Origin of the sequence: Asanoa hainanensis, from assembly GCF_900188485.1 — a bacterium.
Taxonomy (GTDB): domain Bacteria; phylum Actinomycetota; class Actinomycetes; order Mycobacteriales; family Micromonosporaceae; genus Asanoa; species Asanoa hainanensis.
This window is the reverse complement of sequence record NZ_FZPH01000031.1, coordinates 36,906-58,554: the sequence shown is the minus strand read 5'-3', so window position 1 is coordinate 58,554 and position 21,649 is coordinate 36,906. Positions and strand designations below refer to the sequence as shown.

General features: G+C 70.5%; 20 protein-coding genes and 1 tRNA gene. 13 read left to right on the top strand and 8 right to left on the bottom strand.

All coding sequences use genetic code 11. The annotated features are described in order from the left end of the window. Both CHC05_RS39185 and CHC05_RS39180 read left to right on the top strand, forming a co-directional pair. On the top strand, positions 1-348 hold a 348-nt coding region (locus tag CHC05_RS39185; protein WP_144022772.1), incomplete at its 5' end, for a transposase. A gap of 403 nt (positions 349-751) precedes the next feature. Continuing rightward, positions 752-3,286, top strand: coding sequence for an ATP-binding protein (locus tag CHC05_RS39180; protein WP_089255726.1), 2,535 nt, complete (start codon positions 752-754; stop codon positions 3,284-3,286). A gap of 242 nt (positions 3,287-3,528) precedes the next feature. Here the strand turns inward: CHC05_RS39180 and CHC05_RS39175 are convergent, their stop codons facing one another. Next, complete coding sequence (locus CHC05_RS39175) at positions 3,529-4,038, bottom strand: MarR family winged helix-turn-helix transcriptional regulator (protein WP_089255725.1); 510 nt, start codon at positions 4,036-4,038, stop codon at positions 3,529-3,531. 92 nt (positions 4,039-4,130) lie between these two features. Between CHC05_RS39175 and CHC05_RS39170 the strand changes: the two genes are divergently transcribed. Together CHC05_RS39170 and CHC05_RS39165 are read left to right on the top strand one after the other, a co-directional pair. Further along, a complete protein-coding gene (locus CHC05_RS39170) occupies positions 4,131-4,715 on the top strand; it encodes a YceI family protein (protein WP_089255724.1) in 585 nt (194 codons plus the stop codon). 193 nt (positions 4,716-4,908) lie between these two features. Beyond that, the gene (locus CHC05_RS39165) at positions 4,909-6,387 is read left to right on the top strand and encodes a glutamate-cysteine ligase family protein (RefSeq protein WP_089255723.1); all 1,479 of its coding nucleotides are present in this window, start codon (positions 4,909-4,911) and stop codon (positions 6,385-6,387) included. Here the strand turns inward: CHC05_RS39165 and CHC05_RS39160 are convergent. After that, positions 6,384-7,496, bottom strand: a complete 1,113-nt coding sequence (locus tag CHC05_RS39160) for a hypothetical protein (protein ID WP_089255722.1) — start codon at positions 7,494-7,496, stop codon at positions 6,384-6,386. The two genes, CHC05_RS39165 and CHC05_RS39160, sit on opposite strands and share 4 nt — an antisense overlap. Before the next feature lie 113 nt (positions 7,497-7,609). Here CHC05_RS39160 and CHC05_RS39155 point away from each other — a divergent pair, with 113 nt between their 5' ends. After that, positions 7,610-8,593: a PASTA domain-containing protein gene (locus CHC05_RS39155; protein ID WP_089255721.1), complete on the top strand. Its 984-nt coding sequence runs from the start codon at positions 7,610-7,612 to the stop codon at positions 8,591-8,593. Between the two features lie 171 nt (positions 8,594-8,764). Here CHC05_RS39155 and CHC05_RS39150 read toward each other — a convergent pair whose 3' ends face one another. Then, entirely contained in the window at positions 8,765-9,586 is an 822-nt protein-coding gene (locus tag CHC05_RS39150) for a hypothetical protein (RefSeq protein ID WP_144022982.1), read from the bottom strand. Between the two features lie 108 nt (positions 9,587-9,694). Beyond that, the gene (locus tag CHC05_RS39145) at positions 9,695-9,979 is read right to left on the bottom strand and encodes a hypothetical protein (protein WP_089255719.1); all 285 of its coding nucleotides are present in this window, start codon (positions 9,977-9,979) and stop codon (positions 9,695-9,697) included. Positions 9,980-10,323: 344 nt separating this feature from the next. Between CHC05_RS39145 and CHC05_RS39140 the strand changes: the two genes are divergently transcribed. The 3 genes from CHC05_RS39140 (at position 10,324) to CHC05_RS39130 (ending at position 11,957) form a co-directional block, all read left to right on the top strand. Further along, positions 10,324-11,205, top strand: coding sequence for a helix-turn-helix domain-containing protein (locus CHC05_RS39140; protein ID WP_089255718.1), 882 nt, complete (start codon positions 10,324-10,326; stop codon positions 11,203-11,205). After that, a complete protein-coding gene (locus CHC05_RS39135) occupies positions 11,169-11,393 on the top strand; it encodes a DUF397 domain-containing protein (RefSeq protein WP_089255717.1) in 225 nt (74 codons plus the stop codon). Before CHC05_RS39140 ends, CHC05_RS39135 begins: the two co-directional genes overlap by 37 nt. Positions 11,394-11,567: 174 nt before the next feature. Next, positions 11,568-11,957 carry a hypothetical protein gene (locus tag CHC05_RS39130; protein WP_425426918.1) on the top strand — a complete coding sequence of 130 codons (390 nt, stop codon included), beginning with the start codon at positions 11,568-11,570 and terminating at the stop codon, positions 11,955-11,957. On the opposite strand, the gene CHC05_RS39125 is transcribed toward CHC05_RS39130, so the two are convergent. Next, the gene (locus tag CHC05_RS39125) at positions 11,931-12,509 is read right to left on the bottom strand and encodes a hypothetical protein (RefSeq protein WP_089255715.1); all 579 of its coding nucleotides are present in this window, start codon (positions 12,507-12,509) and stop codon (positions 11,931-11,933) included. The genes CHC05_RS39130 and CHC05_RS39125 overlap by 27 nt on opposite strands. Before the next feature lie 202 nt (positions 12,510-12,711). On the opposite strand from CHC05_RS39125, the gene CHC05_RS39120 reads away from it, so the two are divergent. Both CHC05_RS39120 and CHC05_RS39115 read left to right on the top strand, forming a co-directional pair. Then, a complete protein-coding gene (locus CHC05_RS39120) occupies positions 12,712-14,586 on the top strand; it encodes a S8 family peptidase (protein WP_089255714.1) in 1,875 nt (624 codons plus the stop codon). 184 nt (positions 14,587-14,770) lie between these two features. Further along, positions 14,771-16,633 (top strand): S8 family peptidase, encoded by a 1,863-nt coding sequence (locus tag CHC05_RS39115; RefSeq protein ID WP_089255713.1) that lies wholly within the window; start codon positions 14,771-14,773, stop codon positions 16,631-16,633. Here the strand turns inward: CHC05_RS39115 and CHC05_RS39110 are convergent. From CHC05_RS39110 to CHC05_RS39100, 3 genes are all read right to left on the bottom strand, one after another. Then, positions 16,630-17,436, bottom strand: a complete 807-nt coding sequence (locus CHC05_RS39110) for a WecB/TagA/CpsF family glycosyltransferase (RefSeq protein WP_425426917.1) — start codon at positions 17,434-17,436, stop codon at positions 16,630-16,632. The genes CHC05_RS39115 and CHC05_RS39110 overlap by 4 nt on opposite strands. Continuing rightward, entirely contained in the window at positions 17,433-18,506 is a 1,074-nt protein-coding gene (locus CHC05_RS39105) for an NAD-dependent epimerase/dehydratase family protein (protein WP_089255712.1), read from the bottom strand. The genes CHC05_RS39110 and CHC05_RS39105 overlap by 4 nt, the downstream gene beginning before the upstream one ends. Before the next feature lie 77 nt (positions 18,507-18,583). Continuing rightward, a tRNA-Leu gene (locus tag CHC05_RS39100) sits at positions 18,584-18,669 on the bottom strand. A 225-nt stretch (positions 18,670-18,894) separates the two neighbouring features. Here CHC05_RS39100 and CHC05_RS39095 point away from each other — a divergent pair. Genes CHC05_RS39095 through CHC05_RS39085 form a run of 3 tightly spaced genes read left to right on the top strand, consistent with a single transcriptional unit; the run spans position 18,895 to position 21,630 of the window. Then, complete coding sequence (locus CHC05_RS39095; protein ID WP_089255711.1) at positions 18,895-19,698, top strand: FHA domain-containing protein; 804 nt, start codon at positions 18,895-18,897, stop codon at positions 19,696-19,698. Positions 19,699-19,702: 4 nt separating this feature from the next. Then, positions 19,703-20,188 carry an FHA domain-containing protein FhaB/FipA gene (locus CHC05_RS39090; RefSeq protein ID WP_089255710.1) on the top strand — a complete coding sequence of 162 codons (486 nt, stop codon included), beginning with the start codon at positions 19,703-19,705 and terminating at the stop codon, positions 20,186-20,188. After that, positions 20,185-21,630 (top strand): BofC C-terminal domain-containing protein, encoded by a 1,446-nt coding sequence (locus CHC05_RS39085; protein WP_089255709.1) that lies wholly within the window; start codon positions 20,185-20,187, stop codon positions 21,628-21,630. Before CHC05_RS39090 ends, CHC05_RS39085 begins: the two co-directional genes overlap by 4 nt. Positions 21,631-21,649: the final 19 nt, after the last annotated feature.

Here is a 21,649-nt window from a genome sequence, read left to right as displayed (position 1 = left end):
CTCGACAGCCTGCGTGCGGTCCGGCAGCCGCTCGGACGGCCCCGCCGGTGGCCCGGCAAGCTCCACGGCGACAAGGGTTACGACTACCGGTCCTGCCGCGAGGCAGTCCGGCGGCGCGGCATGATCGCCCGGATCGCGCGTAAAGGCATCGAATCGGCCACTCACCTCGGCCGGCACCGCTACGTCATCGAACGCTGCCTGGAATGGGTCAGCCGGTTCCGTCGCCTGGCCCGCCGCTACGAGCGCAAGGCTTCCCACTACACCGGATTCCTCTCCCTGGCCTGCGCCTTGATCTGCTACCGCCGAGCCGTCCGCCTCAACCTACTGACCAGAAACAACCCCAAATGAGACGTGGTCTAAGGGCTTGTCGGCTCGTTCGCCGTCCCTGGCTCGTGCTCGTCGCGCGGTGGCCGCACCCTCGCGGTTCCCGCGGACCACTAAGCCAAGGGGCAAGGGGCTTGCCGGTTCGTTCGCCGTCTTCGGGCCAGCGGGCTCGGGCTTGTTGCGCGGTGGTCGCACCTTCGCGGTTTGTGCCACCTTGCCGAAGCGCGCGGCCTGGTGGTGGGTCTTCGGCGGTTCGGGGGCGGGCATATATCTGACATGAAACCGCGTGGTGGGCTGGGGTTTTGCGGGCTGGATAACGATTTCCGCATGACAATCAGTCTTTCTCTGTCGGGAATCGGGCGTTAACCGGTCAGTGACGCGACGTTGTGCTCCCCGTTTGGGCCCGCGCTGCGTAATCTTCCTGGCCATGACCGCGGATCACGGCGCTGAGCAGGGTTTCGACGCCCTGCTCAAAGCCCGCCGTCAGGAGGCCGGTCTCACCCAGAATGAGCTCGCGTCGCGGGCCGGTGTTGGTGTCCGGACCGTGCGCGATCTCGAGCGCGGTCGGGCGTCCCGGCCTCAGCGCACCACCGTCGACCTGCTGGCCACCGCGCTCAACCTGGTCGGCGCCGCACGTGCCGAGTTCCTCGCTGTCGCGCGCGGGGCGCCGGCTGGGCCCGCCGCCGAAGAACCAGTGCCGGCGATGACCTCGCTCGCGTCCGCGACGTCGATCTCGGCCGCTCGTGGGCGCGGGTTGCCGCCGCCCGGGCAGTTGGTCGGGCGTGACCTCGATGTGGCCGAGGTGGCGTTGACCCTCTTGCGGGGCGATGGGCTGGTCACCCTGGTCGGGCTCGCCGGGGTCGGCAAGACCAGCGTCGCGCTGGCCGTGATCGAACGCGTCAAGGAACGCCACCCGGGTGGCGTCGCGGGCATTCTGATCACCGAGGGCTCGACCGAGAGCGACGTGCTGACCGCCGCCGCTACCGTGCTGGGTGTGGCGCGGGCCGACGAGCTGGCCGGCCGGCTGGCCGGTGCGCCCAGCCTGCTGTTGGTCGACGCCGTCGAGCGGGCGCCGGGCGCGGTCGCCGAGGCGTTGCACCGGTTGGCCAGCGTGGCGCCGTCACTTCGCATCCTGGCCACCGGTCGGCATCCGATCGGCTTGCCCGGCGAGCGGGTCTGGCCGGTCGTGCCCCTGGAGGTGCCGCCGACCGACGACCTGGGCCTGGATCTGTCCACAGTGTCCCGATTCCCCGCGGTCGCGCTGTTCCTCGAGCGGCTGCGCCGCGTGCGCCGGGACCCGCTCGAGCCCGGTGAGGTCGGCGCGTTGGTCCGGCTGGTGCGCCGGCTCGGCGGGCTGCCGCTGGCCATCGAGCTCGCCGCCGCCCGCGGCCGCGTACTCGACATGAACCAGATCCTCGACCGCTACGGGCATCGGCTGCTCGATCTCGCCGGGCCGGAAAGCGGTGCGTACCAGGCGGTCGCCGTGAGTCTGCGCGATGCGGTCGCGGCCAGTTACCGGTTGCTCGAACCCGAGGAGCAGGTGGCGGTACGCCGGTTGTCGCCCTTCCGGAACCGCTGGTCGGTCGAGCTCGGCGAGGCCATGCTGGCCGACCCGGACGCGCCCGGCGGTCCCCTCGACGGTGACCCGGTGCCGCTGCTCGACCGGCTCGTCGCGCTCGGCCTGCTCGGCATGCGGGGCGCCGGCTCGATGCGGTTCCGCCTGCTCGACGTCGTCCGCGACTATGCCGAGGAGCAGGCCGCGGCCGAGGGCGAGCTGGCCGCGATCCGGCGCCGGCACGCGTTGGTGATGGCCCGGTTCGCGGCCCGGGTGGCGCCCGAGCTCGCCGGCGGCAGCCTGCCCGGCGCGGTGGCCCGGCTCGACGAGCTGACCAGCGACCTGTGGGGTGCGCTGGCCCATTCGGCGATCGACGACCCGCATACCGCACTGCTGCTGGCTGCTAACCTGCCGCGCTGGTGGCGGTTCCGGGGCCGGGACGCGGCGGGGCGGCAGTGGCTGCGCCGGCTGCTCGACGATCCGCGTACCGCCAATGCCGACGCCGTCCTGCGCGCCTGGGCCCAGCTCGGCGTCGCCCAGCTCGCCGCCGAGCACAGCGCCGGGCCGACCGAGTTGCCGGCCGCGGAGGCCGCCCTAGCGACCTTCCGCGAGCAGGGCGACGTCTCCGGCGAGCTGGCGGCCCGCAACCAGCTGTCCGGGTTGTGGATGTCGACGGGCGGATACGACGAGGCCCGCCGGCACGGTGCGGCGGCGTTGACGCTGGCCACGCGCACCGGACGCACCCGGGACATGGCGGTCGCCCAGAGCAACCTGGCGTGGCACGAGATCCGGGCCGGCGAGCTGGGCGCGGCCCGGCGGCGGATGGCCGCGGTCGACCGCCTGGCCGCCCAGTGCGGCGACGACCGGCTGCGCGCGCTGGCGCTGGCCAACGTGGCCGAGGTCAACCGGCTCGACGGCCGCTACGAAGACGCCGTGAAGATGGGCCGCAGGGCGATCGTGGCGCTGGAGCGGCTCGGCGACCCCGGCCATCGCGCCCGGGTGCTGGGCACCATCGGGCTCTCGCTCGCGCTGGCCGACCGGGCCGACGACGCTTTCGCGGTGCTGGCGCAGCTGCGGGCGGCCGCGGCGAACGCGGATCCGGGCATCGGTGACGCGCCGGTCAACGACGTCCAGGGGCCCAGCGCGATGATCGAGGCGACGCTGGCGGCCAAGCGGGGCGACCGGGTGCTGGCGGCCGAGTGGTACGGCGTCGCGGTGCAGTCGTTCGCCGGCGGGCGGGACCTGCGGGACGTGGCCGAGGCGCTGGTCGGGCTGGCGTCGGTGACGGACGACACGGCCAGTCGGGCCGCGGTGGTCACCCGGCTCGAGGCGGTCTGCAAAGAGGGCGGGATCACGTTGCTGCCCGCCGAGCGGGCCCAGGCCGAACATGAAGGCAGCCGGCGCTGACCGCCCTCCCAATCGGTCAGCACCGGCTGCCTTCCACCCCCGCTCGACGCGGATCGGCCCGCCCCCCGACGGACCTTCGGAACATCCGCGTCGCGCCCCCGCAGCGCTTAGAGCTTCGGCCCCCGTGGATCGTTGTTCGTGAGTACCGTATCGGGGGTCAAGCGCTCTGCGTACCAAATGCGGCTTTTGGCGATAGGGCGTGAACGGTTCTGCCGGTCTTTCTGCCGGTGACCAAACCAACCTCAGGCGGCAGGCGCCTCGGACTCGCGATCGCGGTCGGCTCCGGCTGTCGCGCACGGGTTGACCGCGTCCCGGATCCGCCGCACGTAGTCGAGGAACGCGTCGAGTTCGGCGGGCTCCAACTGGCCGGTGAACCACTGCTCGATGAGCTCGAGGTGGCCCGGCAGCGTCTCGGTGAGGCGGGTCATACCGGCACTCGTCACACCGGCATAGGAACTGCGGCGGTCGGTAGGGCAGGCTCGACGACGAAGCAGGCCTTCGCGCTCCATGCGGTCGACCACGCGGGTGACGCCGCTGGTGGAGAGCGAGGTCTGGGCGGCGAGGTCGGTCATGCGCAACTCGTGTCCCGATGAGCGAGCCAGGCGCATCAGCACCTCGAACTCGACCCCGGACAGCTTGTGCCCCGCCAGTTGCGCGTCAAAGCGCGCCGAGAGCCCGCTGAAGGCCTCGGCGAGCAGCCCGATCGCGGTGATCCGGGGGTCGTCGAACAACTCACTCACGAGGCCCAGCATAGCAGTCCTTGACATGCGGAATATTGCCGGCGATATAGTTGCTTCATCAACTGATCAGGCAAACCGCTGACTCTCTTGAAGGAGCCCCTCCCGTGAGCGACACCGCTACCAACAACACCCGCGTCTGGAACGGCGTGACCATCCCGGCCCCCGGCACGTACGAACTCGACCCCGCGCACAAGTTGGTCGGTTTCGTCGCTCGCCACATGATGGTGGCCAAGGTTCGCGGTCACTTCGACGAGGCCGCCGCGACCATCACGGTCGCCGAGGACCCGACGGAGTCCAGCGTCTCCGCGACGATCAAGACCGCCAGCATCACCACTGGTGTCGCTGACCGTGACGCACACCTCCGCAGCCCCGACTTCCTCAAGACCGAGGAGTTTCCGACCATCGAGTTCCAGAGCCTCGGTGGCGTGACGAAGGTCAACGGCACGGAGTTCGTCCTCCCCGGTGAGCTGACCATCCGCGGCGTGACCCGCAAGGTCGAGCTCAAGGTCGAGTTCGAGGGCGCCGGCCGCAACCCGTACGGCATGGACATCTTCGGCTTCTCGGCCAGCACCGAGATCGACCGCGAGGAGTTCGGCCTGACCTGGAACGTCAACCTGGAGACCGGTGGCGTCCTGGTGGGCAAGAAGGTCCGCATCGAGCTCGAGGGCGAGGCCGTTCGCCAGGCGTGACGACCGCCTCTTTTCAAGGCCCCGGCAGCGATCACTCGCTGCCGGGGCCTTGACGTATGGTGGACTGAACGCTTTGATCCGCTTACAAAGGGTGATAAGTATCTGGTTTGACTCTGGCCGAGCGGCCTCGGCCCTCCTACCGTGAAGGGTCCACTCGCCACTCATACGGGGCCGTGCGCCGGGGAGGGCACACATGGGCAAGGATGTGTCGCCGGTTTTTTTCTCCCGTGAGGACCGCGTCCGCTATCGGCAGAAAGTCCGGCGATGTCTCGATGTCTTCGCGCTTATGCTCGACGACTTCGAGTTCGACGCCGAGCGGCCGACGACGGGTCTGGAGATCGAGCTCAACCTGGTCGACAAAGACGCCGAGCCAGCAATGCGCAACGCGGAAATCCTGGCCAACCTCGCGGATCCGACGTTCCAGACCGAGCTCGGGCTGTTCAACCTCGAGCTGAACGCGCGGCCGCGGCTGATCGAGGGCGACGGGTTCGCCGACTACCAGCACGACATCCAGGCCAGCCTCGGTCGCGCGGAAGACCGGGCCAACAAGGCCGACGCGACGATCGTGCTGATCGGCATCCTGCCCACCCTCACCCCGCGCCACCTGGTTCTCGCCAACCTCTCCAGCAACGAGCGCTACTGGGCGCTCAACGAGCAGATCGTCGCGGCCCGCGGTGAGGACATCGGGCTCGACATCCGTGGTGTGGAACGGTTGCAGACCTTCACCGACTCGATCGCGCCCGAGTCGGCGTGCACCAGCGTGCAGTTCCACCTGCAGGTCTCACCCGACACGTTCGCCGACTACTGGAACGCGGCCCAGTCGATCGCGGGCATCCAGGTCGGCATCGGGGCCAATTCGCCTTACCTGTACGGGAAACAGCTCTGGGCCGAGACCCGGATCGCGCTGTTCGAGCAGGCCACCGACACGCGACCCGACGAGCTGAAATCACAGGGGGTACGGCCACGCGTGTGGTTCGGCGAGCGCTGGATCACCTCGATCTTCGACCTGTTCGAGGAGAACGTCCGCTACTTCCCGCCGCTGCTGCCGATCACCGACGACGAGGACCCGGTCGAGGTCCTGCACAGCGGCGGCGTGCCCCATCTCGGCGAGCTCCGCCTGCACAACGGCACCATCTACCGCTGGAACCGGCCGGTCTACGACATCCACAATGGCCGGCCGCACCTGCGCGTGGAGAACCGGGTCCTGCCGGCCGGGCCCACAGTCATCGACATGCTGGCGAACGCGGCGTTCTACTTCGGACTCGTGCGCGACCTGGCCGAGGCCGACCGTCCGATCTGGAGCCAGCTGCCGTTCACCAAGGCCGAGGAGAACTTCCACGCCGCCGCCCGCCGTGGCCTCGACGCCCGGGTCTACTGGCCCCGGCACGGCGAGGTGCGGATCGCGGACCTCGTGCCCGAGGTGTTGCTGCCTAGGGCGGCGGCGGGGCTGGACCGCTTCGGTGTCGCACCGCGGTTCCGCGACCAGTTGCTGGGCATCATCGCCGAACGCTGCCGCACCGGCCAGAACGGCGCGGCCTGGCAGACGGCGATGGTCCGCGCGGCGGAGCGCAAGCGCGGCCTGGACCGCACGACGGCGCTGCACCATATGCTCGATCGTTACGCGGAGCTAGCGCGCACCAACGATCCCGTGCACACCTGGCCGATCGACTAGGCGTCGCCGTCGCCGTTGCCGCGGCGGCCGAAGCGGCGCTTGCGTTCCGGCTTCGGTGGTGACGGCGGGGTTTCGCCGGGTGCGGTGCCCGCCGGCCACAATGGAGTGGCGACGGGGGTACGCACGGCCTCCGCACCGTCGTCGGTCGCCGGGCCGGGGTCGACCCGGTCGCGGCTGGGCTCGCCGGCCTGCGCGCGCTGGGTCGGCACCGTCACCAGGGACCGGTCGGCGCGTTGCGCCAGGGTGGTGACCAGCACCGAGCCGGCCAGGCCCGCCAGCACCGCGTACGGGGCCAGCAGGTGCGCCGAGACCTGTTCGGCGCGGATGCCGGACAGCCGCGGCGCGGCCAAGAAATAGGCGGAAGCCACCACGAGCGGACCCGCGATGCCGGACACCGCGGCACCGACGCGGTGCAGCGGGTCGCGGGCCGGGCCGCGGGCGACCAGTGCGCCGATCACGAACGCCGCACCGAGCGCGAGCGCCGCGCCCGGCCAGTAGAGGTAGTCACGGAACCAGAAGGCGTCACTGCCGCTGGTGATCTGCCAGACGCCGAGTTGGGCGGGCGACTGGTCGCCGCCCGAGACCACCCCCTCGGTCACCGAGACCACGGCGAGCAACCAGAGCCAGCCGACCGTCGCGATGACGTTGCTTGCCGCCGCGCGCGACGACAGGGCCCACGTCGCGAAGACGAGGCCGAGCAGCACACCGATCACCGCGTAGCCGGCGGCGATGGTCTGCGGCGAGAACGTGTCGGCCCTGACCGCGGCCCGGGCGGGCACCGCCACCAGGGCGACGGTGACGAGCGCGCCGACCGCGGCGGCGACGACGAGTGAGACGCGGCCGAGGAACGTGGCGCCGGGTGGGTCACTGTCGGTGTCGGCCGCGTCGGTGAGCCGTTGCGCGCCGATCGCGCCCGCGACCGTCGAGGTCGCGGCGATCCACGCGGCCCACGACAGGCTGGCGGCCCAGGCCGCCTCGCCCACCCGGTCGGACGCCGGCAGCCAGGTGATGATGCCCAGGCCGTAGCCGAGACCGAGCTGCGCGGCACCGGCGCAGGCAGCAATGCCGATCGCCGCGGCGATCGATCCTCCCCAGCCTCGTACGGCCATGCCGGGCAGCGTAGCGTTCGCCCGCGATGCGGGCGAGCCTCGCGCCCGGAGCGTGATCCACCCGGGCAGGCTAGGGTCGGTTCCGGATCTTCCAGGCAGCGAAGGGATCGAGGATGGCCGACCAGCCCGAAGACCCGCGTACGCGGGGCGCCTCAGGCTCGGACAACCCCGACCAGCCGCTCGACCATACGGCGCCGTTCGACCCGATCCGCGACGAGGACGACGACCCGGACGACGCTGAGCGAACACAACGGGTGACGCCCCCGAGCGAGCCCGACGCGACGCAGCGGGTGTCGCCGCCGGACGAGCCCGACGCCACGCGAATCGGGTCGGATGCGAATGAGTCGGCGAACGAACAATCCGCGGCGACCCAGCGGCTGCCGGAGGATCCGGACCGCACGGCCCGGATCGAGCGGCCGCGCGACGACGACCGGACGACGCAGATCTCGGCGGCCGGTCGGGCGGGGGACGACGACCGGACCACGCGGATCCAGCAGAACGCGCCGCGCAACGCCACGCCGCCGGCGGATCGGGCCTGGGCCGGGCGTGCCGGCATCCCGCAGCCCGGTGGCCCGGGTGAGCCGCCGGACGACGGTCCGCCGGACCACTGGCAGCCCGGGCCGCCCGACGGGCGTCGGTGGTGGATGCCGATCCTGATCGGCATCATCGCGCTGGTCCTGCTCGGCGTGCTCGCGTTCGGCCTCTGGCTGATCCTGCGCGGCGACGGCGGCCCCAAACCGGAGCCGAGCCCTACTACGCCGGTCGCGACCACGCCCGCACCGACGAGCGCCGCACCCACGACCAGCTCGCCGTCGCCGACCGCCACCACGCCGGCGCCCGTCGAGGTGCCGATCCTGCAGGGGCTGAGCCAGGACGAGGCCGTGCAGCGGCTCTCCGGGGTCGGGCTGGGCGCGCGCATCACCTACGTGGAGTCCGACCAGCCGGCCGGGACGGTGCTCGACTCGGATCCCGGGCCCGGCACGCAGGTGCGACCGGGCACCACGGTCACCCTCGAGGTCTCGTCGGGGGCACCCACTCCGACCGCCACGCCGACACCCACCCCGACCGCGTCGCCGAGCATCCCGCCCGGCCCATAGGGCGTGTCTTGTGGATCATGCCGGCACCCCGGCGGGCCCAGACGACGACCGACCGCACGCGGAGCCGGGCCGGATACAACACCGGTATCCGACCCACCTCCGCGCACGCCCGGACGCCGCCTGGACCTCGCCGGCGCACCACCCTGATCCACAAGACACGCCCCAGAGCCGTCACCAACCGCGCCGGCGGTTCAGCACCACACCGATGCCGATCGCCGAGATGAGCATGCCGGCGATGCCCGAGTAGATCAGTGGACGGCCGTAGCCGACCGGCTCCGGGTCGGCTGTCGATCCGTGCGGCGCGCCGGCCTCGGGCGTGTCGGTCGACGGGCGGTCCGGGAAGAGCTCGTCCAGGCCCCGCGTGTCGGCCGGTGACGGAGTGACCGTCCGCGTCGGCCGCGGCGACGCGGGGCTGGCGGGTGCCGGTCGAGGCGGCGCGGCGCTGGGCAGCGGCAGCGGAGCGACCGTCGGTCGCATCGGCTCCACCGGGGCGGGCACCTGCGGCACGGCGGGCGGCCGGACGTCTGGCTCCTCTTCGTCGGGTGCCGGATCGTCGGGCGGTTCGTCACCGGGACCAGGGTCGTCCGGGTCCGGGCGGTCGAACCATCCGTCCGGGTCACCGGGCTGAGCGACACCACCGATCCCGGGAACAGCCGGCTGGCGCAGCGGGTCGAGGTGTTGCCACACCGGGGTCGGCAGGACGATGCCGGGCAGCGCACCCTCGGACAGCGGCCAGCCAGGAGACAGCGGCCAGCCAGGAGACAGCGGCCAGCCAGGAGACTGCGGCAACCCCGCCACGTCGGGCACGACGACGGACGCGATCCCGGGCACGCCCGGCAGCCCGGCCGGCTCGGCGAACGCCGCGCCGCGTGCGGCCAGCGCGACGCCGGGTAGGGCGACGCCCGGCAACGCGACGCCGCCGACGAGGAACGCGGCGGCCGCGAGAAGCACTGCGGCAGAGCGGATCAGCGGTCGCGCCGGTGGCTTGACCATGGGTGACCCCCAGGAATAGGGGTCCTGGTCACGCCCGGGAAGAACTTTTCGGTGGGTATGTCGAGTCTAGAGCCGCGAAGGCCCGAGCATCACGGGAACGCGGAACGGTCAGCCCGCGCGCGCCGCGACCGGCATCGCGGGCGCACCGACGCGCCGTGGCGCGTGGCGTAGGTCGTTCGGCGAGCGCAACTGCCGGAGGCCGCTGACCTGCACGAAGATCGAGCGCCGCTCGACCGCGTCGCCTGCCGCGTTGAGCTCGTAGCCGTCGAGCCAGACCCAGCCGTCGTAGGTCGGCCAGTCGTGCACGCGGATGACGCGGAAGAGTAGCGGGTCGATGAACTGGACGCTCGCCGCGCGCGTCACGTGCAGCACGTCACCGGAGCGAGGAAGCACATCAACTCCTGTTCCGAAGCCGTTGATCGAGGTAACTCAGAATCGGGGAGGACTCAAGAAAGGCCGTCGGGGAGAACTGATCTTTCAGAAACGCTGAGTGACCCGTGGCATACGTAGAGAGTGCACCAACAACATGATCAATGCAAGTTGCACTTTGGTAGTGCTTTCGTGGCCTCTTGCGGCCGCAATGGTCCTTGATGTCCAACCGATTAGCGCGTCAGACTGAGGCCGTATCACTCAGCGACCGTCGCATTTAGCGTAGCTCGCCGCGTTCGTCCGATTTGGTCCGTTCCCGCGGCGGGTGCGGACGCTAATGTTTCCCGCACCCGTCCGGAGGTGACCCGGTGACCGAGCGCCGGAGCCCGACCATCCGCCGTCGGCGACTAGGCGCCGAGCTACGCCGCCGCCGAGAGGGGGCCGGCGTCACCATCGACGGCGTCGCTGAGCGGCTCGAATGCTCCGCGTCGAAGATCTCGCGCATCGAGACCGGCCACACCTCGGCGACCCCGCGCGACGTCCGGGACATGCTCGCCATCTACGGCATCACCGGCCCGGAGTGCGAGGAACTGGTGCAGATCGCCCGTGAGGCGAGACAGAAAGGTTGGTGGCACCCGTACGGAGCGGTGCTGGCCGGCGCCTATGTAGGACTGGAAGCGGCCGCCCATTCGATCCGCGCGTACGAGCACCAGGTGGTGCCCGGTCTGCTGCAGACCGAGGACTATGCGAAAGCCATGATCCGCGCCGCGCGGCCGGACTTCACCACGGACGACGTAGACAGAAGAGTGAGTGTCCGTCGCGCGCGTCAGTCGTTATTGAAAGAGGACGACCCCATCGACCTGTGGTTCGTTCTAGATGAAGCTGTGGTGAGCCGGCCTGTAGGCGGTGATGCCGTCATGCGGGCCCAACTGGAAAGGCTTGTGAAGGCGGCAGAGTCCCCGAATGTGACCTTGCAGATCCTGCCCTTCGAGGCAGGTGCTCATGCCGGTATGGACGGCACGTTCGCCATTCTGGAGTTCCCCGAACCGAGTGACCCCGAAGTGGTCTACGCGGAGAACGCCACCGGGGGCCTCTTCATCGAGAAGAGCGACGAGTTGCGAAAGTACGTCTTCATCTTCGACCACATCCGTGCGGCCGCACTCCGCCCCGAGGAGTCGGTCGCCTACATCGCGAAGCTAGCTAAGGAGCCACTGTGGAAGGCGAGACCAAGGGGTTTCATGTCGATCTGACCGGCGCGGTCTGGCAGAAGAGCACCCGTAGCGGGCCCAACTGCGACAACTGCGTCGAGGTCGCGTTCGTACCGGATGCGGTCGCGGTCCGCGACTCGAAGAACCCGACCGGACCGGCCCTGCTGTTCACCATCGACGAGTGGGACGCGTTCGTCGGCGGTGCCAAGGACGGCGAGTTCGACCTGTAAGTGCCCCGAGCCCCGAAAAACCAGGCGCCCTCCAGCCACGGAGGGCGCCTGCTTTCGTAGAAGGGCCGTCGCCGTCGCCGCGCCGGGTCGTTGTACCAGAAGACACGGTAAATGCCAGGTCAACCCGCCGAGCGGGTTAATCCGAACGAGCAGGCAGGCGACAGAAGAATGACCATGCCCGACAACCTCGGAAACGGTTCGGCGGCGCAGGAGCGGTTCACCGGGCCGTATCGCAAGACCCGCCGCGAGGCCGCCCTGACGATCGAGGCGCCGGCGGACCGCGAGCCCGAGCGGGTGGTGCGCCAAGGGCTCCCGGCGGACCTCAACCGGGGCGACGCCGCCGCGGACCGGCCGGGGCTGCCCGCCCTCGAGGCCGTCTACCCGCCGCAGTGGAACACCGAGCAGGAGGCGCTCATCGCCGACCACCCGTTGCTGCGGGGCCTGCTCCTGGAACTGCCGCCGAAGGGCAGCATCCCGACCGCCGGCTGGCTGGACCGCTGGTTCGAGGCCGCCCGGTCCATCCTCGAGCTGCTCTACCTACAGGACGCCAACCGGCCGCGCTAGGCGTTCCGGCCGCGCCACCGCGCCTTCGGCGAGGCGGCTGTGCCGCAACGCGTCCCGGACGCCGATGCCGGCGACGACCAGGCCGGCTGCGGTCAACACCGCGCCGAGCACGGCCGGCACCGTCAACGCCACCAGGCCGGCCGCGGCCAACACGGCCGCGACTCCCGCCAGCGCGGTGATCTGGATCGGCAGGGCGAGCAGCGGGTGTGCCGCCGTGGCGCGCAGGCCGGGCGGGGTGGGAGTGTGCGGCGCCGTCGCGAACGCGGCGGCGCCGCGGCGTACCCGGCCGATCCGGCGCATCGAGACGAAGGCGACGGCCAGCGCGGGCACCACGAACGGCACGACCGCCGGCACCAGGTCGCCGTAGCCCGCCAGCCCGGCCAGCCCGATGCCGGTCAGCACCGCGAGCAGCGCGCCGACCAGCAGCTGGAGCCGGGCGGCCCGGCGGCGCAGGACGGCGGCAGTGGTGGCCCGCGGCAGCAGGTCGACGAGTCCGGCCGCGGCGAGCGCGACGGCCGCGATGGCGGCGGTCAGTGCCAGTTCGGTCCCCATGCCAGGAAGCGTCGCAAAGAGAGCGACCACGCACATCCGGGCCGCACCCGGGGCCGACCCGCAGAAGCACCCCGTAGGGGCCAGCAAAATTCGACATCTGTCTACTTCTCCCCAACCCGCATAACCTCACCATCGATCGGTGAACGCCGATATCCCGCCACGAGCGGGACGGCCGGTCCGCCGATCGGAGGGGAGGAGGGAGATGAGACTCCCGCGCAAGTTCATCCTGGTCGGGGTTGGTGCCCTGACCGCGTTCGCGTTCAGCTCGCCGGCGGCCGCCGCCGAGCCGAGCGGAACGATCCTGCACGTGGGCGGCGACACCGCCGTGGCCGACAGCTACATCGTCGTGTTCAAGGACACCGCTGTCGCCCGGGCCTCGGTCGACGGCAACGCGGCGTCGCTCGCCGGCAAGCATGGTGGCAGCGTGGTCCGCACGTACCGCACGGCGCTACGCGGCTTCGAGCTCAAGGCGAGCGCGACACAGGCCAAGAAGATCGCGGCCAACCCGAACGTCGCGTACGTCGAGCAGAACCACACGGTGCACGCGTTCGGCACGCAGACCAACCCGCCGTCCTGGGGGCTGGACCGGATCGACCAGCGGAACCTGCCGCTGAACCAGTCCTACACGTACCCGAACACGGCGGCCAACGTGCACGCGTACATCGTGGACACCGGGATCCGCACCACCCACCAGGACTTCGGTGGGCGGGCGACCAGCGGGTTCGACGCCGTGGACGGCGGCGCGGCCGACGACTGCAACGGGCACGGCACGCACGTGGCCGGCACGGTCGGCGGCGGCGCGTACGGCGTGGCCAAGGGTGTGCAGCTCGTCGCGGTGCGGGTGCTCAACTGTCAGGGCAGCGGCACCAACGCGCAGGTCGTCGGCGGCATCGACTGGGTGACCGCCAACGCGATCAAGCCCGCGGTGGCCAACATGAGCCTCGGCGGCGGTGCCAACACGGCCATCGACAATGCCGTGAACAGCGCGATCAACTCGGGCGTCACGTTCGCGATCGCGGCGGGCAACGGCAACATCTTCGGCCAGCGGCAGAACGCCTGCAACTACTCGCCGGCCCGGGTGCCCAACGCCATCACCGTCGGCGCCACGCAGAACAACGACGCCGCGGCCTCGTTCTCGAACTTTGGCACCTGCGTCGACATCCTCGCCCCGGGCGTCAACATCACCTCGTCCTGGTCGACGGGCGACACCGCCACCAACACCATCAGCGGTACGTCGATGGCGACCCCGCACGTCGCCGGAGCGGCCGCGCTCGTGCTCTCGGCCAACCCCGGCTGGAGCAACCAGCAGGTACGCGACTACCTGGTCAACAACTCCACGCCCAACGTCGTGACCAACCCCGGCACCGGGACCCCGAACCGGCTGCTCTTCGTGGTCAACGACGGCACGCCGCCGGCCAACGACTTCAGCGTCTCGGTGTCACCCGCCTCCGGTTCGGTGGCGGCGGGCAGCGCGGCCACCACGACGGTCAACACCGCCACCACCTCCGGCACGGCGCAGTCCGTCGCGTTCTCCGCGAGCGGCCTGCCGTCCGGCGCGACGGCGAGCTTCAGCCCGACCTCCGTCACGTCGGGTGGCTCGGCGACGCTGACCATCTCCACCTCGACGTCGACGCCGTCCGGCACCTACGCCGTCACGGTCACCGGGACGGGAGCGGCCGGTGCGCGGTCCGCGACCTACTCGCTCACGGTGACGGGTGGCCCGGGTGGCGGCTGCTCCGGGACCAACGGCACCGACGTGGCGATCCCTGACAACAACACCAACGTGTCCAGCACGATCGCCATCTCCGGTTGCGGGCGGGCTCCGTCAAGCTCGTCGACCGTGGCCGTCAACATCGTCCACACGTACCGCGGCGATCTGGTCATCGACCTGGTGGCTCCGGACGGCACGGCGTTCCGGCTGAAGAACAGCAGCGCGTCGGACAGCGCCGACAACGTCAACGCGACGTATACCGTGAACCTCTCTGGTGAGGCGGCGAACGGGAACTGGCAGTTGCGGGTGCGCGACGTCTACAGCGCCGACACCGGCTACATCAACACCTGGACGTTGACCCTCTAGCGCACGCACCAGGGAAAGCGGCTCCGGTGATCCGGGGCCGCTTTCTTTTGTCCGAGAGTTGCGCGATCTTGACTAACAGACATCTGTTCATGTCTTCGCCTGCCGAATAGCCTCACCATCGGTCCGCGGACGGCCATGTCACAAACGGGGCGGTCAGTTCGTGGACAGGAGGGGAGAACGGGAGATGAGACTCCCACGCAAGTCCATCCTGGTCGGTGTGAGCGCCTTGACGGTGTTCACGTTCGCGGCGCCGTCGGCCGCCGCCGAGCCGTCCGGGATCGTGCGGCGGGCCGGTGGTGCGACCGCCGTCGCCGGCAGCTACATCGTCGTCCTGAAGGACAACGCCGTGCCGGTCGCCGCGGTCGACGGTCAGGCCAAGAAGTTGACCGGCCGGTCCGGTGGCACGGCGGTCCACACGTTCCGCACCGCGCTGCGCGGGTTCGAGTTGAAGGCCACCGCGGCGCAGGCAAGCAAGATCGCGGCCGACCCGGCCGTCGCCTACGTCGAGCAGAACCACAAGGTGAAGGCGTACGGCACGCAGACCAACCCGCCGTCGTGGGGCCTGGACCGGATCGACCAGCGGGATCTGCCGCTGAACCAGTCGTACACGTACCCGAACACCGCGACGAACGTGCACGCGTACATCATCGACACCGGCATCCGGACCACGCACCAGGACTTCGGTGGCCGGGCCACCAGCGGCTTCGACGCCATCGACGGCGGCACGGCCGACGACTGCCACGGGCACGGCACGCACGTGGCCGGCACGGTCGGCGGCAACACGTACGGCGTGGCCAAGGGCGTCAAGCTGGTCGCGGTGCGCGTGCTGAACTGCCAGGGTGAGGGCACCGACGCACAGGTGATCGCGGGCATCGACTGGGTCGCCGCCAACGCGGTCAAGCCCGCGGTGGCCAACATGAGCCTGGGTGGCGACGCAAGCGTGGCGCTCGACGACGCGGTCAACGGCGCGATCGACACCGGGCTGACCTTCGCGATCGCGGCCGGCAACGGAGACCTCCTCGGCCGGCGGCAGAACGCGTGCAACTACTCGCCGGCCCGCGTGCCCAACGCGATCACGGTGGGTGCGACGGGGATCAACGACGGCGCGGCCTCGTTCTCGAACTTCGGCACCTGCGTCGACATCCTCGGCCCGGGCGTCGCCATCACCTCGGCCTGGGCGACGAGCAACACGGCGACGAACACCATCAACGGCACGTCGATGGCGACGCCGCACGTGGCCGGGGCGGCCGCCCTGGTGCTCTCGACCAACCCGGGCTGGACCAACCAGCAGGTGCGCGACTACCTGGTCACCAACTCGACGCCGGACAAGGTGATCAACCCCGGCACCGACACGCCGAACCGGCTGCTCTTCGTCAAGGAGGCGCCGCCGGCCAGCAACTTCGGGGTGTCCGCGACGCCGACCTCCGGCGCGGTCCTGGCGGGTGACCCGGCCACGGTCACGGTCGGCACCAGCAACACCGGTGCCACGCAGTCGGTCGCGCTCACGGCGAGCGGTCTGCCGGCCGGCGCGACGGCGAGCTTCAACCCGACCACCGTCACGTCGGGCGGTTCGTCGACGCTGACCATCGCCACCTCGGGTGCGACCCCGGCGGGCACCTACCCGGTGACCATCACAGGCACGGGCACCAGCGGCACGCGTTCGGCGACCTACACGTTGACGGTCGTCGCCGGGCCGGGTGGCTGCTCCGCCAGCAACGGCGGCGACGTGGCGATCCCGGACCTGGGCAGCGCGGTGACGAGCTCCAACTGGATCCTCGGCTGCGACCGCGGCCCGTCGAGCACGTCGACGGTGGCCGTCGACATCACGCACAGCTTCCGGGGCGACCTGCTGGTCGACCTGGTCGCTCCGGACGGCACGGTCTACCGGCTGAAGAAGGCCAGCCCGTACGACTCGGCCGCCAACGTGAACGTGACCTACACCGTCAACCTGGCGGGTGAGTCGGCGAACGGCAACTGGAAGCTGAAGGTGCAGGACCTGTTCGGCGGCGACGCCGGCACCATCAACGGCTGGACGTTGACCCTCTAGACAGGGAAGTCGGAGAGCGGCTCCGTCGCCGGTGGCGGCGGGGTCGCTTTCCATATGCCGAGCTTCTGGGCGAAGAGCCGGCTGAGGTACGCCGGGTTGAGGATCACGTAGCGGCGCCACAGCCGGCGCGGTTCGAGGCCGAGCCGCCACAGCCACTCCAGGGCGGCCCGCTGCATCCACGCCGGCGGCTTGCGGAGCAGCCCGGCGTGGTAGTCGAAGGCCGCGCCGACGGCGAGCTGGGGCATGTCGAGCAGGGGGCGCATCGCGTACGCGAAGATCTCCTGTCGCGGGCAGCCGAGCCCGACCAGCACGACCCGGGCGCCGGACGCCCGGATCCGGTCGGCGATCTCGACGGCCTCGCCGGGTCGGGCCAGCCGGAACTTCGACTGCTCGGCGCCGGCGAACTTGAGCGCCGGGAACATCTTCTCCAGCGCGGGGACCAGGCGGGCGAGCGTCTCGTCGGTCGAGCCGTAGAGGTAGACCGGCAGCCCTTCGGCTGCACAGCGCTCCAGCACCCGCAGGGTCAGCGTCGGGCCGTAGACCCGGTCGGTCAGGCCGGCGCGGTGCAGCAGGTTGAGCCCCCAGCGCACGGGCTGCCCGTCGGGGGTGACCACGTCGAACGAGTTGAGCCGGGCGTTGTGCGGCGGGTCGAGCACGCCGGTCATCACGCCGTGCACGGCCAGCGCGGTCAGCGCCATGGGCCGGCGTTCGTGCGCCGCCTCGATCACGCGGGCGGTCGCGGTCTCATAGTCGACGGCGTCGACCAGGACGCCGAGGACGCTGTGCCGGCCCTTGTCGATCACGACCCGGGCACCCAGCGGTCGACGTTCGCGTCGTGGATCTCGCGCAGGATCATCGGCACGTCGTACGTCTGCTTCCAGTCGGGGTAGTGCTCCTGGAAGCGGGCCATGCTGCTGATCCACCACTGGTGGTCGCCCATCCGGGCCTGCTCGACGTAGTTGATCTTCGGCTCCCGGCCGGAGATCTCCTTGGCGATCGCGAACGCCTCGATGTGCGAGGTGTTGGAGTGGCGGCCGCCGCCCAGGTTGTAGATCTGACCGGAGCGCGGTGCACGGAAGAACGCCTCGAACGCCGTCAGCACGTCGTGGGAGTGGATGGCGTCGCGGACCATCTTGCCCTTGTAGCCGAAGAGGTTGTAGGTGCGCTCCTCCATCACGCAGCGCATCACGTAGCCGAGGAAGCCGTGGAGCTCGGCCGCCGAGTGCGCCGGGCCGGTCAGCGTGCCGCCCCGGAACGCGGCCGTCTTCATGCCGAAGTAGCGACCGTATTCCTGGACCATCACGTCGCCGGCGACCTTGCTGACCCCGAAGATCGAGTGCATGGAGTCGTCGATCGACATGTCCTCGGTCACGCCGTCCGCGTACGCGTGGTCGGACGCGATTTCATAACGAGTTTCGAGCTCGACCAGCGGCAGGCTGTTGGGCCGGTCGCCGTAGACCTTGTTGGTCGAGCAGAAGATGAACGGCGCCTCGATCGCGTGGGCGCGCGTGTTCTCCAGCACATTGAGGGTGCCGACGGCGTTGACGTCGAAGTCGGTGAACGGCTCCTTGGCGGCCCAGTCGTGCGAGGGCTGACCGGCGGTGTGGATCACCACGGCGATGTCGGAGCCGTATTTCTTGAAGATCTGCTCGAGCCCGGCCCGGTCCCGGATGTCGGTCTCGTAGTGGGTGTACGCACCGCCGAGGTCCTTGCCGAGGCTCGCGACACTCCAGGCGGTCGAGCCGTCTTCGCCGTAGAAGTAGCGCCGCATGTCGTTGTCGATGCCAACGACGTCGAGGCCCAGGCCGGCGAAATGCCGGGTGGCCTCCGAGCCGATCAAGCCTCCGGAACCGGTGACCAACGCGACGGACACGCCTCAACTCCAGGTGCTGCTCGGCAATCAGGGGTGCATAACGTTAAGGCTCCGCGAGTCGCGGAGCCTTAACGTCATGGTGGGGAAGGGGGGAGTTGAACCCCCACGCCCTTTCGGGCACACGGACCTGAACCGTGCGCGTCTGCCATTCCGCCACTTCCCCGGGAACAGCTGCCGGCACATATTACGCTATCCATGCCGGTGGCCGTGGGCGGTTGCCGCTCGCGGCGCCTGGGAAGACTAACACGGCGTTGCCCGCCACTCCGGTGGCGGGCTCGGTCTCCCCAGACGCCACGCGCGGCAGCGCTCCCACGGCGCTCCACGGAGACCGGCGCTGACAGTCGGTCGGTCGCCATGCGGACTGCATGTGCCCCGGCCGGATACCATCATGGCCTCGGAACCCGAGGAGGAGCCGGTGAGCGTGCTGCAACGCTTCGAGAAGCGTTTGGAAGGCCTGGTCGAAGGGGCCTTCGCCAAGGTGTTCAAGGGGGTCGTCCACCCTGTGGAGATCCTCAACGCCATGCAGCGGGAGGCGGAGGCGCACAAGGCTATCCTGGCCGGCGGGCGGACTCTGGTGCCGAACCGCTACGTGATTGACCTATCTCCCTATGACCACAGCCGGCTCGCGCCGTACGCGGCCGCGCTCGCCCAGGAACTCGCGCAGTCTCAGGCTGAGTTCATCGGTGAGCAGGCGTGGACGGTCTACGGCGACGTGATCGTCGAGATCGAGCGTGGCGACGGCCTCGACACGGGCATGTTCCGGGTCACGGCCGAGGTCTACACCGGCGGCGACGTCGCCCCGGTGCAGCAGGGCTACGACCAGCAGGGTGGCGGGGGCGGCTATCAGCAGCCCTACGACCAGGGCTACGGGCAGCCCCCGATGCACGGCGGTGGTGGCGGCGCGGGCGGGCGCAACATCCGGCTGGTCTCCGGCGATGGCCGGACGTACCCGCTGCAGATGGGCTCGACCGTGATCGGCCGGGGCGACCAGGCCAACCTGCGCCTCCCCGACGTCGGGATCTCGCGGCGACACGCCCGGCTCGACTTCGACGGTGCGCAGGTCGTCCTCACGGACCTCGGCTCGACCAACGGCACGATGGTCAACGGCCAGCGCGTCTCGGCCGTGGCGCTCAACCCCGGCGACATGATCCAGCTCGGCACGACGACGCTGACGTTCCGCGTGGACGGTTAGCCCGTTGGCCGGAGATTTCGTCGTCGAAGTCGCCCGGATCGGATTCCTCATTCTGCTGTGGATCTTCGTGTTCACAGTCGTGGGTGTGATCCGGCGTGACCTCTTCGCCGGGGCCCGATCCAGCAGGCTGGTCGCCGCACCACGGGGGGTGGGTGCGTCGACCGGTCAAACGCGGCCGGCCAAGGTGAAGCGGGGCCGCGCGGCTCACCAACTGGTGGTGACCGCGGGTCAGCTCGCCGGCACGCGAATCACGCTCGGTGATGGCCAGATTACGATCGGCCGCGCCGAGGACTCGACACTGGTGATCACCGACGATTACGCGTCGGCGCGTCACGCCCGGCTTGTTCCCAGGTCAGGGCAGTGGTTCGTGGAAGACCTGGGCTCGACGAACGGGACGTATCTCGATCGCGCTAAGGTCACCGGACCGACCCCCGTCCCCCTCGGCGTGCCGATCCGTATCGGCCGCACTTCACTCGAGTTACGGCCATGACACTGACACTGCGTTACGCGGCCCGCAGTGACCGCGGTCTGATCCGGGACGGAAATCAAGACTCCGTCTACGCCGGACCGCGGCTGCTCGCCGTTGCCGACGGCATGGGCGGCATGGCCGCCGGTGACGTCGCGAGCAACATCGTCATCGGAGCCATGGCCCCGCTCGACGAGGACGTCCCAGGTGACGCCCTCGTCGACGCGCTGCGCACGGCTGTCGATACCGCCAACCAACAACTGCGCGACACCGTCGATGCCAACCCGCAGCTCGAGGGCATGGGCACCACGCTCACCGCCATCCTGTTCTCGGGCAGCAAGATCGGCATGGTGCACATCGGTGACTCGCGCGCCTACATGCTCCGCGACGGCGAGTTCGCGCAGATCACCAAGGACGACACGTACGTTCAGATGCTCGTCGACGAGGGCCGGATCAGCGCCGAGGAGGCGAGCAGCCACCCGCAGCGGTCGTTGCTCACCCGCGCGCTCGACGGCCGCGACATCGACCCTGAATACTCCGTCCGGCAGGTGCTGCGCGGCGATCGCTACCTGATCTGCAGCGACGGGCTCTCCGGCGTGGTCAGCGCCGAGACGATCGCCGAGTCGTTGCGCGACTTCGTCGACCCGCAGCAGTGCGTCGAACGGCTGGTCGCGCTCGCGCTGCGCGGCGGTGGCCCCGACAACATCACCGTGGTCGTCGCGGACGCGACCGACCAGGACATCGTCGAGCAGGCGCCGATCGTCGGCGGTGCGGCGGCCCGCGACCGGGGCAACGCGACCTCGGCCGGCGCCGACACGCCCGCCGCGCGCGCCTCGGCGGCCCTCTCCGCGCCCCGCGCGGCGGTGCCCGACCAGAACCTGCCCGCCGAGGCCAACGGTCGCGGCGGCGCACACGAAGACGACGGCGAACGGCGTCGCCGGCGGCCGGTGCGCACGGCGGTGCTGCTCGGCGTGCTGCTGATCATCCTCGGCGGCGGCCTCTGGGCCGGCTGGCGGGTCACCCAGCAGCAGTTCTACGTCGGTGCCACCGAGGAGGGCCAGCTCGCCGTGTTCCGCGGCGTGCCGGGCCAGATCGCGGGCGTCGACCTGTCGAGCGTGCAGTCGACGAGCGCCACCAGCCTCGACGAGCTCACCTCGGTCGCGCAGGAGCGGGTCAAGCAGGGCATCCAGGCCAACAGCGAAGCCGACGCGCAGCGCCGGCTGGCGGAGCTGACGACCGACGACCCGACCAACCCCAACCTCAAGCCGGCCTGCCCGCCCGCGAACACCGCGGGTGAGCAGCTGAACACGCCGACGGTGCCGCCGGCCAGCCCGACGGTCGGCGCGACGGCTCCGACGAGCACGCCGCCGAGCAGCATCGGCTCAGCCACCGCGGTGCCTGACGGGACGCCGACCGACACCGTCCCACCGGTCATCGATCCGGCGGACTGCCGGCCGTCGAACTGACATCGTGAGTTCGCAGGCC